The sequence below is a fragment of the Bacillus sp. RC251 genome (genome assembly GCF_044908765.1).
In the GTDB taxonomy this organism is placed as follows: Bacteria; Bacillota; Bacilli; order Bacillales; family Bacillaceae_G; genus Bacillus_A; species Bacillus_A wiedmannii.
Map to the genome: position 1 here is coordinate 14,339 of NZ_JBIYDP010000004.1, position 13,957 is coordinate 28,295.

Genomic DNA, 13,957 nt, shown 5'->3' on the forward strand with positions numbered 1-13,957 from the left:
TTTATTTTTTTAGTTGACAATGATAATGAAAATCATTATCATTTATTCGAGATATGATTACATTTAGATTTATATATTTTGGAGGAGATGTAAAGTTGAAAAAAAATAAAAGAAAACATATAAATGCGATGATTATCGCTGCGGCGTTATCACTTCCATTTGCTACGTATTCAACGCCTGCTTTAGCGGCAGTAGCAATTGAGGCTAATAAAAAGGGATATGCTTTAGAAGATGGTACATATGATGCTGTTATGAAAGCATATAAAGATAAAACGAATGAGGAGTCCATGGCAGCTGTTTATATAAAGGATCCTAAGTTAACGATTGAGAATGGAAAGAAAATTGTAACGGCAACGTTAAGTGATAGTGATTTCTTCAAATACTTGAAAACAGAAGATATTCATACTCCTGGTGTGTTTCATGATGTAACAGTAATATCAGAAGATAAAAAGAAAAATGGAACGAAAGTGATTCAGTTTGAAGTAGGAGAATTAGGAAAAAGATATAATATGCAAATGCATATTTATATTTCGACAATGGCCTATGATAATAAATATCAAGTGCAGTTTGAAGTAAATGCTTTAAATTTAGAAAATAATGTTCCAGAAAAGAAGAAGGAAAATAATGAAGAGCAAAAGGAAGATACGAAAAATATAATAGCCGATAACCAATTGAAGCAATACATTAATAAAAATATTTTAGGGCGTAAAGATATTAATGCGTCAATAACGAAAGTTGATGCACTACAAATTAAAGAACTAGCGGTATATGCTGGGAAAGGTATTAATAATTTAGCTGGTTTAGAGCATATGGTAAATTTGGAAACCTTTAGATTGCATGAATCTGAAGTGAGTGATTTATCGCCAATTGCTAATTTGAATAATTTGAAGTCTTTAGATCTTTTCTCTAATCGAATTGGAAATATTGAGCCAATTGCTGGGCTGAATAAAATTCAATCTCTTTCTTTAAGAGATAATAAAATTATTGATTTAAATCCATTAAGTAACTTGAAAAAAGTTAGAACATTAGATTTAGTCGGTAATAAGATTGAAGATATTAAACCATTATTTACAATGGGGTCTCTAGGTAAGTTGTATTTAGCTAATAATAATATTAGCGATTTAACAGGAATTGAACAGTTAAATAAAGTAAAAGAATTATGGATTGGAAATAATAACATTACTAATCTTGAATCTATTAGTAAAATGGAGAGCCTTACTCAGCTTGCAGTGAGAGATGCAGAAATTAAAGATATTACACCGCTAGCTAAAATGAAAAACTTACAATCACTTGATTTAGAAGAGAATTATATTTCTGATGTGTCACCACTTAGTGAACTAACTAATTTATATGAACTTAATTTAAGTGCAAATGAAATTTCTGATGTAAGACCTATTCAAGAGTTTGGAAAGCGTTTTGTAGTTAAAGTTCATAGACAAAAAGTATTTTTAAATGAAGGAGTAATAAATGAAAACATTAAGATTCCTGTATATGATTTAAACGGCGAACCACTCCAAAATATTAGATGGATAAGTGAGGGGGGAACACATAATAATGGTTTTGTAAAATGGGAAAATTCTGGAGAGAAAGTATACGAGTTCAATTTAGAAACAGGTTCTTCTAAGAATAAAGTACATTTTAATGGAACAGTTATTCAAAAAATAAGTGCTAAGCAAGCAGATGTAAGTGTTATTACAGATAAAAAACTAAGAGAGTATATTAATAAACATAGTTTAGGTAGAACAGACTTGAATACTCCTATCACGAAAGAAGATTTATTAAGGGTTAAAACATTAAAGATAATGGATGGACAGAACAATGGAATAAAAGATTTATCTGGATTAGAGTATATGGAAAATTTAGAAGATCTGACATTGGAAAAGTTTGAGTTGAAAAACATAGAATTTATCTCGAATTTGAAAAACTTGAAGTCAGTGGATTTATCAAATAATAAAATAGAAAATTTAGAGCCGTTAGCTAAGTTGGAAAAGCTTGTAGTATTAAATATAAGCAACAATAACAACCAAAATATAAAACCATTATTTACATTAAATTCATTGAAGAAGTTAAATGTTTCAGCCAATAAAATTAATAATGAATCTCTTCAAGGTATACAGGAATTCAAAAATTTAGGGATACTAATAATAAACAATAATGACATTAGTAGCTTGGAAGAAATTAGTGGGATAACTAAAATGGACGAATTAGAAATTAAAGGTAATAAAATAGTGGATGTAACTCCATTAACTAAAGCTAAAGAATTAAGATTTTTAGATTTGTCAGATAATAAAATTAAAGATATAACAGTTTTTAGTTCTATGTTAGATCTTTTTAAATTAAAACTGGCTGGAAATGAAATTCGTGATATAAAACCAATTATTCAATTATCTCAGTGGATTACAATTGATCTTAGAAGACAAAAAATTATGCTAGAAGATGCTCAAGTGAATCAAGAAGTGAAAATTCCTGTTTCTGATGTGGAAGATAATCCTCTTGAGGATATTACACTGAAAAGTGAAGGCGGAACATTCAATGAAGAAGAAGGGACAATTGTGTGGAGTACCCCAGGAGAGAAAAAATATGAGTTTGCTTTTGATGGAACGAGTTATTATGGGCTTGGCATATGGTTCAGCGGTGAAGTAACTCAAAATATTGTAGAAAAAATTGAGTCGCCGGAAACAGAAGTAGAAAAGCCGAAAGAAGAAACAAGTAAACCAGAAACAGAAGTAGAAAAGCCGAAAGAAGAAACAAGTAAACCAGAAACAGAGGTAGAAAAGCCGAAAGAAGAAACAAGTAAACCAGAAACAGAAGTAGAAAAGCCAAAAGAAGAAACAAGTAAACCAGAAACAGAAGTAGAAAAGCCGAAAGAAGAAACAAGTAAGCCAGAGGCAGAAGTAGAGAAGCCGAAAGAAGAAACAAGTAAACCAGAAACAGAAGTAGAAAAGCCGAAAGAAGAAACAAGTAAACCAGAAACAGAAGTAGAAAAGCCGAAAGAAGAAACAAGTAAGCCAGAAGCGGAAGTAGAAAAGCCGAAAGAAGAAGTAAGCGAACCTATAACAGAAGGTGAAAATGTAAACGAGCCAGAAGCCAATGTTGAGAAACAAACAGAAGGCTCAAATGAACTAGAAACAGCTACTGTTCAGAAAAATAAAGCGGTACAAGAACCTGCACAAGCACAAGAAGTAGTGAATCAACTAGCGAAAGAAAATGTGTCAAATAAACAAGTTCATAGTAAAAAAGAAGAAAGTAAGAAATCTTTAGCAGCAACAGGTGGCCAAGAAAGTAATGTATCTCTATTTGGTGGCTTAGCATTAGTTTTATCTGCACTGAGTATGTTTGTGTTTAGAAAAAATATATTTAAAAAATAAATAACGTTTTATTTTATTATATGATTTTTTAGAAGGTGTTATCATAGCGATTTCATTTTGAAATGTGCTTATGATAATGCCTTTTTATGGTAGAAGGATATGAATGGAAAAAGTGTAAATATATTAGAGAAGGAGGAGAGGGTATGCATATTAGTTCTATGTTAAAAATTGAAGAGATTGCATTATTTATTGCAAGTATGAATAAGGATGCTATTCATCATGTTGGTTATTGTGGAGATGAGAAAAAGGAGGTGTTACATACGATTCTTCATGATTTTTCTGATATAGGATGGGAAAGATCTTTTGTTGTTACTTATGAGGACAATAAAATAATTGGTGTATTGGGATTTGATGTGGATGAAGTAAAGAAATGTGCAGAAATATGGGGACCGTTTATTAAAGCAGAGAATTGGGAAGAAGTTGCTTTACATATGTGGAAGGAACTTATAGAAAAGGTACCGTTTCATATTGGAAAATTTTATGGTTTTTATCACGTGGAAAATAATAATTGTACTCGTTTAATGAAGGATTTACATGCTAAAGAACAAGAGCGACATAGTATTTTTAGGCTAAGTAATAGTGGTGTGAAACAACATACTATATGTAATGTGGAAGAAGCTTTACCAAAAGTATTTGAGCAGTTTATCTCTTTACACAATCATATTTTTCCTAATACATATTATGAAGGGTATGAAATTATTGAACGTTTAAGCAATACGAATAAATTATTTGTAAGTATGAAGAATGACAGGTTAGAAGGTTATGTATATGTTGAAGTAAATCCGGAGTTTCACGAAGCGAATATTGAATTTATTGCAACCGCTGAAAATAGTAGAAGAAAAGGTGTCGGAGAGCGGTTATTACAAGGGGTAATTCAGTATATTTTCTCCTTCCAAGAGATGAAAGAGATAGAACTATGTTTGAATACGAATAATGATCGTGCGATGAAGTTGTACAAGAAAGTAGGTTTTGAGGAGAAGGCATGTTTACAACACTATATAATAGAGTAAAAAACCGATTCATATGAAAATGATATTTCATATGAATCGGTTTTATTAATCTACTTTTTCCTCATTCATCACGGATTTAGAAAAAATTTGAGGTGCTAATCGTTACATAACCTTCTTTATTTTTTGCGGAACTTCTTTTGCTTGTAAATTAACATCTTCTTTTCGAAGCTCCTTAAAGAGCGAAATGACCATAAGAACAACTACGATAGAAAATGGTAGCGCAGCAATTATAGCTGCTATTTGCAGCGCATTTAATCCTCCAGCTTGTAATAAAATAGCAGCAATTATTGCGATTGTTAATCCCCATATAAGTTTTAAACTATTTTTCGGTGATAAGCTTCCGTTACTCGTTTGCATTGAAACAACAAATGTTGCCGAGTCAGCAGAAGTAACGAAAAATGTGGCTACTAAAATTAACCCGATAATTGTTAAAAATGTAGAGAACGGTAGGTGTGAAATAACAGCAAATAATCCAATCTCTGTACCATTTTTTGCGATTTCATCAGCTATACCAAGCGATTGGAACATTTCCATATGGATAGCGGTACCGCCAAATACTGCAAACCAAAATGTACAGATAAGAGTTGGGACTAATACAACTCCAATAATAAATTCTTTTATTGTGCGCCCTTTAGAAATACGAGCGATGAATGTACCGACGAATGGAGACCAAGAGATCCACCATCCCCAATAGAAAATAGTCCAGTTTTCAATCCAAGAAGAAGATTTTTCATTAAATGCTCCTAAATTTAATCCCATACTAGGTAAAGCTCCGATATAAGAACCGAGTGTAGATGTGAAATATTTCATAATAAATACAGTTGGTCCTAAAAGTAAAAAGGAGACGAGTAATATACCTGCAAGAGAGAAATTTAAGTTACTCAAATATTTAATCCCACGATCTAAGCCTGTTTGTGCACTTGTTAAATATAAAACAGCGAAGATGGCGATAAGTACGAGTTGTGTAAGTACAGTGTTATGAATAGAAGGGAATAAATAGCTTAATCCTCCGGCGATTTGTTGAGAACCAATCCCAACAGATGGCACAATACCGAATACTGTGGCTAAAACAGCCAAAATATCGACTGTTTTTCCGATAGGAGAATTTTTCGATCGATTAAATAATGGAGTAACTGTAGCTCCAATTGTGCTACCTTTTTGTTTGCGGAATGTGAAATATGCAATTGTTAAAGCAACCATCGCGTATAGTGACCACGGAAAGAGTCCCCAGTGGAAAAATGAATATTGCATAGCGAGTTTGGCGCTTTCCTCTGTACCTGCTTTTCCTGTTAATGGATCTGTAAAATGTGAAATCGGTTCAGTGATTCCATAAAAGAGCAGTCCAATTCCCATTCCTGCTCCAAACAACATGGATAGCCAAGATGGATAACTATACTGTGGTTTTTCTCCATCTTTACCAAGACGAATAGAACCGTACTTAGAAAATGCTAAATAAGTGGCTAAAATAATCATTGCGGTCATAAGTAGAGAGTAAAACCATCCAAATTTATTGAGGATAAATGAGTTTAAGGAAGATGTAACACTTTGCAAATCATAGCCTTGTATCCAACTTGCCGGGGTAATTCCCCATATGATGAATAATGTTGTTAGCAAGATGGAGATATAAAATACACTGTTTTCTTTTTTTATCATAGAATCCCACCTTTGTTTAATAAAGTTAACAATTATATTAACTATAACAATTAAAAGATTAATTGTCAAAAAATTCGATTTTTATCTTGTGTAAAAGGACAGTTTAATCGCTATGGATTCATAATTATTGGAGGTTAGATAAAGGTAAGTCTGTTCACGATATGTACAAAATATAGGAAGAAATAATATGAAATATTGCATTTTATATTGTTGTATCTAGATTTTATGTTAAATTCTTCAAGGGAATATATAAATAGGGGGCAATGATATGAACAAGAAATCAAAGATTAATAAAGTGATGCTTAGTATTAGTACAATGGCGCTATCGTTAGGAGCAATTCAAACGAATGTATCAGCAGAAGAAAAGGTGCCATACAATGTATTGCATTCGAAACCAGTTGGGATTGAAAAACCAGTAGATGAGATTGGACATGTTTCTAAAGCAGAGGAAACATTATCGTTTCAAGAACGTTTAAAAGTAGGAGACTTTTCACAGCGACCAGCATCTATTATGAAGAGCTCAGAAGTAAAGCAAATGAAAGAAAGCTATTCAATGGCTGATTTAAACAAAATGAATAATCAAGAATTGGTTGAAACGCTAGGAAGTATTAAATGGAATCAAATTACAGACTTATTCCAGTTCAATGAAGATGCAAAGGCTTTTTATAAAGACAAAGGGAAAATGCAAGCAGTTATAGATGAATTAGCTCACCGAGGTAGTACGTTTACGAAAGATGATTCAAAAGGAATTCAAACGTTTACAGAAGTGTTACGTTCAGCTTTTTATCTCGCATTTTACAATAATGAATTAAGTGATTTAAATGAGAGAAGCTTCCAGGATAAATGTTTACCTGCTTTAAAAGCAATTGCAACCAATCCAAACTTTAAGCTTGGTACATATGAGCAAGATGCAGTCGTATCTGCATACGGTAAATTAATTAGTAATGCTTCAAGTGATGTGGAAACGGTTCAATACGCATCGAATATTTTAAAACAATACAATGATAATCTTCATACGTATGTAGACGATCGTATGAAAGGACAAGCTGTATACGATATGATGCAAGGTATTGATTACGATATGCAATCTTATTTATTTGAAACTCGTAAAGAAGCAAAAGATACAATGTGGTACGGGAAAATAGATGGATTTATTAATGAAATAAATCGTATTGCTCTTTTAAATGAAGTAACACCAGAAAATAAGTGGCTCGTTAATAATGGAATTTATTTTGCTAGTCGTTTAGGGAAGTTTCATAGTAATCCAAATAAAGGTTTAGAGGTTGTTACACAAGCAATGCATATGTATCCGCGTTTAAGTGAGCCGTATTTTGTTGCAGTAGAACAAATTACGACAAATTATAACGGAAAAGATTATAGCGGTAATACGGTAGATTTAGAGACGATACGTAAAGAAGGAAAAGAACAGTACTTACCAAAAACGTATACATTCGACGATGGATCTATCGTATTTAAAACAGGAGATAAAGTATCAGAAGAAAAAATTAAGAGACTATACTGGGCTGCAAAGGAAGTAAAAGCACAGTATCATCGTGTAATTGGGAATGACAAAGCATTAGAGCCAGGTAATGCAGACGACGTATTAACGATAGTAATCTATAATACTCCAGACGAATATCAGTTAAACAGACAACTGTATGGATATGAAACAAACAACGGTGGCATTTATATAGAAGAAACAGGTACATTCTTTACATATGAGCGTACGCCAGAACAAAGTATTTATAGTTTAGAAGAGTTATTCCGTCATGAGTTTACTCATTATCTTCAAGGGAGATTTGAAGTGCCAGGTTTATTTGGAAGAGGGGATATGTATCAAAATGAGAGATTAACTTGGTTCCAAGAAGGAAATGCAGAATTTTTCGCAGGATCTACTCGTACAAATAATGTAGTACCGAGAAAGAGCATCATTAGTGGATTATCATCTGATCCTGCAAGCCGTTATACAGCAGAGCGCACATTATTTGCTAAATATGGTTCTTGGGATTTCTATAATTACTCGTTCGCATTGCAATCTTATTTATATACACATCAATTTGAAACATTTGATAAAATTCAAGATTTAATTCGTGCAAATGACGTGAAAAATTATGATGCCTATCGTGAGAATTTAAGTAAAGATTCTAAACTAAATAAAGAGTATCAAGAGTATATGCAACAGCTAATTGATAATCAAGATAAATATAATGTACCGGAAGTAGCAGATGATTATTTAGCTGAACATGCACCAAAATCGTTAACAGCAGTAGAGAAAGAAATTAGTGATACGTTGCCAATGAAAGAGGCAAAAATGACAAAACATAGCTCCCAATTCTTTAATACATTTACATTAGAAGGCACATTTACAGGTAGTGTAACAAAAGGTGAGTCAGAAGACTGGAATGAAATGAGTAAACGAGTAAATGAGGCACTAGAACAACTGGCGCAAAAAGAATGGAGTGGCTACAAAACTGTTACAGCATACTTCGTCAATTATCGTGTGAATAGTTCAAATGAATTTGAATATGATGTAGTCTTCCATGGTATCGCAAAAGATGATGGAGAAAATAAAGCTCCAACGGTTAATATAAATGGACCTTATAATGGGCTTGTAAAAGAAGGAATTCAATTTAAAAGTGATGGCTCAAATGATGAAGATGGAAAAATTGTTTCTTATTTATGGGAATTTGGAGATGGTAGCACAAGTGCAGAAGTTAATCCAATACATGCATATGAAAGAGAAGGAATTTATAAAGTAGCGTTAAGAGTAAAAGATGATAAAGGCAAAGAGAGCAGAAACGAAACCACTGTTACGATTAAAGATGGAAGTTTAACAGAATTAGAACCAAATAATCGTCCAGAGGAAGCGAATCGTATTGGGCTAAACACTACTATAAAAGGTAGCCTTATCGGTGGAGATCATACCGATGTTTATACATTTAATGTAGCATCAACGAAAAATATCGATATTTCCGTTTTAAATGAGTATGGAATCGGGATGACATGGGTGCTTCACCATGAATCAGATATGCAAAATTATGCCGCTTACGGTCAAGCTAATGGAAATCATATAGAGGCAAAATTTAATGCAAAACCAGGTAAGTATTATTTGTATGTATATAAATATGATAATGGCGATGGAACGTACGAATTATCAGTAAAATAAGTGCTTTCCAATGTATGTTTAACTTTACTTTTTGTGGAAAATAGTATATTATATAGATATATAATATATCGGTTATTTACTAGGAGGAGCCTGTCACAATAGGTTTCTCCTGTTCTTTTTTATGGGCCTGTCTTACAGGCTTTTCTTTAAAGGGTAAATAACTGAAAATTAAGAACTATAATCTTTGAAAGAGGTGGGGCATACACATAACAAAAAAGGGATTGTTTAAGAGAGGGGGATAAGAAATGGCTTTGTTTGGTTATCCACTTGAAACAATTTATTTATACGGGTTTATTATTGCTACTATACTCACTGTTATTTATATCTTTTTTGGAGATATATTTGAATCCATATTTAGTTTTGGAGGCGGATCTGTATCCGTTGTTACTTTATTACTTAGTTTTTTCGCCATGTTATGTGGACTTAGTTATATAGGAGAATATTTATTTTCCTTTAATAGCATTCTTATCTTCGGGTCTGCATTTGCTATATCCTTTATTGGTGTTTTCATAATGAAAATATTAATTTTAAAGCCGATTGCAGAAGCAGAACAAAACACCGTGCAGCGCATGGATGAATTTATTGGTTGTAAGGGAGAGGTCATTACAACAATTCCTACAGAAGGATTTGGAGAAGTATTAATCTCCTCCCAATTTGGAAGTAATGCAATTCCAGCTAAAACAATTGGGAAAAAAGATATTTCACAAGGAACTGAAGTTATTATCGAGGGAGTCCAAGATGGTGTTCTGCTTGTACAGAACATCGCTTATTCTTTAAAGAAACCAAAATTATAAGGGGGAATTTACATGACGATTCCATTAATTATCGGTGGAGTATTACTCGCAATTTTAATTCTACTCATTTTAGTATTCATTACAAAGTATCGAACAGTTGGACCAGATGAAGCATTAATTGTTACTGGAAACTGGCTTGGTGGCGGGAAAAATGTAGTTACTACTGATGATGGAAAGAAGATTAAGATTATTCGTGGCGGCGGTACTTTCGTAGTTCCGATTATGCAAAGAGCAGAGCCTTTAAGTCTATTAAACTACAAATTAGAAGTGGGAACACGTGATACGTATACGAAACAAGGTGTACCGATTACAGTAAATGGTGTTTCTATTATTAAAGTAGGGTCTACCATTGAAGAAGTTTCTACAGCAGCTGAACAATATTTAGGAAAAGAAACAGAAGAGTTGAAAATAGAAGCAAAAGAAGTTTTAGAAGGGCATCTACGTGCTATTTTATCTTCTATGACAGTAGAAGATGCCTATAGTAATAGAGAGCAATTTGCTCAAAAGGTACATGAAGTAGCTTCTACAGATTTAAAGAAGATGGGACTTCGCATCGTTTCCTTTACAATTAAAGAAATTATGGATAAGAATGGTTACTTAGATGCACTTGGTCAGCCACAAATTGCGATGGTTAAGCGTGATGCAACAGTTGCAAATGCAGAGCGTGAAAAAGAGGCGCGAATTGAAAAAGCTCGTGCTGAGAAAGAAGCGAAAGAAGCTGAGTATCAACGTGATGCACAAATCGCTGAAGCTGAAAAACATAAAGAGTTAAAAGTACAATCTTATAAGAGAGACCAAGAACAAGCTCGCGCAGATGCAGATCTTTCCTATGAATTACAACAAGCAAAAGCGCAACAAGGTGTTACAGAAGAGCAAATGCGCGTTAAAATCATTGAGCGTGAAAAGCAAATTGAATTAGAAGAAAAAGAGATTGCGCGTCGTGAAAAGCAATATGATGCAGAAGTAAAGAAAAAGGCAGATGCAGATCGCTATGCTGTTGAACAATCAGCAGAAGCAGAAAAAGTAAAACAAATGAAAAAAGCAGATGCAGATCAATATAAAATTGAAGCGGAAGCAAGAGCACGTGCAGAAGAAGTTCGTGTAGAAGGTTTAGCGAAGGCGGAAATCGAAAAAGCGCAAGGTCAAGCAAAAGCAGAAGTACAAAAAGCACAAGGTACAGCGGAAGCAGATGTTATCAGATTAAAAGGTTTAGCAGAAGCGGAAGCGAAACAAAAAATTGCAGAGGCATTTGAGCTATATGGTCAAGCGGCAATTATGGATATGGTTCTTAAAATGCTTCCAAGTTATGCGAAGGAAATTGCAAGCCCGCTTAGCAACATTGATAAGATTACAGTTGTCGATACAGGCGGTGGTGGTAAAAATAGCGGCGCCGGAAAAGTTGCAGGTTATGCGACTGATTTAATGGCAACGATGCAAGAAACATTAAAAGCGTCTTCTGGCATTGATTTAAAAGAGCTATTAGAAGGATTTGCAGGAAAAGGAGCGGTACAACAATTATCAAACGATAAACCTGTTGTATCCGTAGTAGAAGACGAGAAAAAAGAAGTAGAAAAAGATAAAGAATAGTAAAGTGGAAGGAACCTCTAGTAAGTAAGATACTAGAGGTTCTTCTGTGAATTGTAATATTTCGAATAATATACATTTTTATATATTGTTTTAATTATTTAATTTATATAGAATGAAAAAGGTATGTATCAACTCTTCAATAGAGAAAGAGATAGAGAGTCACATTGATACATTTGAATCGTATGATTTATATAAAGAAATTAAATGTAAAACAATTACATTTAAAACGGTATGGAGGGGTAGAAATATGTTTCAAGGAAAATTAAGAAGTAGTAGTTTAAAAGCAAAGTTACTTGTGTCATTTGTTATCATTTTAATTCTTCCAAGTATTGTAATTGGTTGGACGTCTTATCAGCAAGCGAAGACAAACTTTAATGAGACGATTTCACAATCGGCGAAAGATAATATAAAAATTTTGGATAATGTAATTAATAAGGAATTGGATAGTAAAAAAGTAGATGCAGTTTATTTTACAAAATTATTTACACAATCAAGTTACCAAACGGATCAAATACAAAATATCCAAAATAAACTAGAAGAATATAATAAGTTACATCCAGAACTGGAAGCCATCTATACTGGATCCAGCAATGGGCAATTTATTCAATCACCGTCTATTCAAATGCCAGAAGGATATAATCCTACAGAAAGAGATTGGTATAAAGAGGCAGTGAAAAAAAGTGGAGAAGTAATTATTACAGCTCCATATAAATCAAAAACGACAGGAAATATTGTTATTACAATAGCAAAACAAAATGAGGATAAGAGCGGTGTTCTCGGTATTGATTTAATTATTAATGATATCGTAAATACTTCAAAGATGGTTAATATCGGTAAAAAGGGATATGTAGCAATTTTTGATCAAGATAAAAATGTGGTAGCGCATCCAACGATGAAGCCAGGGGATAAGGTAGAAGAGAAGCTCGAAAAAGAGTTGTACAAACAAGAAACAGGTGATTTTAATTTCACATTAGATGGTGAAGATCGTCATATCACTTTTAAAACAAATAAGATAACTGGATGGAAAATAGCAGGAATTATGCCTTCAAACGAAATTATTGAAGCAGCTGAACCTATTTTCTATAAAACGATAACTGTTATTGGTATTTCATTAATAATTGGCGGGATTTTAATTTACTTCATAATTGCTTCTATTATTAACCCGTTAAAACAACTTGTTATATCATCGAAAAAGATTAGTGAAGGCGATTTAACAGAATCAATTACAGTTCATTCTAAAGATGAAATTGGACAGCTAGGAGAAAGCTTTAACGAGATGGCAGCATCATTACAGAATGTCATTTCCAATATAAATACTTCAGCAGGTCATGTAGCGGCATCTTCAGAAGAATTAACAGCTAGTATGAAGCAGACGAGTGAAGCAACGGAACAAATTACACAAGCGATAGAGCAAGTGTCGAGTGGAGCGGAAATACAAACGAAAGAAGTTGAAGAAGGCGCAACATTATTAGAAGAAGTTACAGAAGGAATTCAACGTGTGGCAGACAGTTCTTCATTAGTATCCACAGCCTCTATGTATACGAAGAAAAAGGCTGAAGATGGTGGGAAGTTAGTTGAACAAACGGTGAATCAAATGCAATTAATCCATGAGTCTGTTTCACAATCAGATAAAGTTATTGTTTTGCTAGATGATAAGTCGAAACAAATTGGAGCAATCCTTGAGGTAATTCAACATATTGCAGAGCAGACAAATTTATTAGCATTAAATGCTGCAATTGAGGCTGCGAGAGCTGGAGAACAAGGAAGAGGATTTGCAATTGTAGCAGATGAAGTGCGAAAGTTAGCAGAACAATCAGGACAGTCTTCTACGGAAATTGGAAAACTAGTAAAAGAGATACAATTTGACATAAAAGAAACAGTAAGCTCTATGAAGCAAGTTGGAACAGAAGTACAATCAGGGCTTGAAGTTGCAAATGAAACGAAGCAAAGCTTTGTTGAAATATTGAAGTCTACAGATGATACAGTTGTACAAATTGATAGTATGGTAGAAGTAGCGAAGCAAATGACAGTAGATGCAAAACAAGTTAGTGCATCTATTAATGAAATTGCAGCTACGATTGAAGAAAATGCAGCAAGCGTTCAAAATATTGCTGGTTCTTCAGAAGAACAATTAGCTTCAGTAGATGAAATCAATGCAGCAGCAGTTCATTTATCGCAAATGGCAGAAGAATTACAAGAGATGATTGGGAAATTTAAAGTGTAATAAAAAAGAAACGAGGTAGTAATTGTACCTCGTTTCTTTTTTTATCCCGCTATTTGTGTGTTGATTAAAGTTTCAGTTTATGAAGATAAAAAATAAAGAAATATAGAGTAACCGTGTTATGATTAGGTAAAATTATAAAAGACTGTATTTTCGTT

The 13,957-nt window shown here is 33.2% G+C and carries 7 protein-coding genes and 1 pseudogene; 7 read left to right on the plus strand and 1 reads right to left on the minus strand.

Features of this window, described 5'->3' with window-relative positions:
- Positions 1–95: 95 nt before the first annotated feature.
- Together ABH961_RS17005 and ABH961_RS17010 are read left to right on the plus strand one after the other, a co-directional pair.
- Positions 96–3,368 carry a leucine-rich repeat domain-containing protein gene (locus tag ABH961_RS17005; RefSeq protein ID WP_404519698.1) on the plus strand — a complete coding sequence of 1,091 codons (3,273 nt, stop codon included), beginning with the start codon at positions 96–98 and terminating at the stop codon, positions 3,366–3,368.
- 143 nt (positions 3,369–3,511) lie between these two features.
- Positions 3,512–4,378, plus strand: coding sequence for a GNAT family N-acetyltransferase (locus ABH961_RS17010; protein WP_098076967.1), 867 nt, complete (start codon positions 3,512–3,514; stop codon positions 4,376–4,378).
- Between the two features lie 102 nt (positions 4,379–4,480).
- On the opposite strand, the gene opuD is transcribed toward ABH961_RS17010, so the two are convergent.
- Positions 4,481–6,031 carry a glycine betaine transporter OpuD gene (gene opuD / locus ABH961_RS17015; protein ID WP_098076964.1) on the minus strand — a complete coding sequence of 517 codons (1,551 nt, stop codon included), beginning with the start codon at positions 6,029–6,031 and terminating at the stop codon, positions 4,481–4,483.
- A gap of 268 nt (positions 6,032–6,299) precedes the next feature.
- Between opuD and colA the strand changes: the two genes are divergently transcribed.
- The 5 genes and pseudogenes from colA to ABH961_RS17040 all read left to right on the plus strand — a co-directional run bounded on the left by colA (position 6,300) and on the right by ABH961_RS17040 (position 13,802).
- Complete coding sequence (colA, locus tag ABH961_RS17020) at positions 6,300–9,197, plus strand: collagenase ColA (protein ID WP_098076961.1); 2,898 nt, start codon at positions 6,300–6,302, stop codon at positions 9,195–9,197.
- A gap of 245 nt (positions 9,198–9,442) precedes the next feature.
- Positions 9,443–9,991 (plus strand): NfeD family protein, encoded by a 549-nt coding sequence (locus tag ABH961_RS17025; RefSeq protein ID WP_048541589.1) that lies wholly within the window; start codon positions 9,443–9,445, stop codon positions 9,989–9,991.
- A 12-nt stretch (positions 9,992–10,003) separates the two neighbouring features.
- A complete protein-coding gene (locus tag ABH961_RS17030; protein ID WP_048541591.1) occupies positions 10,004–11,578 on the plus strand; it encodes a flotillin lipid rafts scaffold protein FloT in 1,575 nt (524 codons plus the stop codon).
- Between the two features lie 247 nt (positions 11,579–11,825).
- Positions 11,826–12,860, plus strand: a pseudogene (locus ABH961_RS17035) (HAMP domain-containing protein); the annotation flags it as partial.
- A gap of 81 nt (positions 12,861–12,941) precedes the next feature.
- A complete protein-coding gene (locus tag ABH961_RS17040) occupies positions 12,942–13,802 on the plus strand; it encodes a methyl-accepting chemotaxis protein (protein ID WP_438502065.1) in 861 nt (286 codons plus the stop codon).
- The last annotated feature ends 155 nt before the right edge of the window (positions 13,803–13,957 follow it).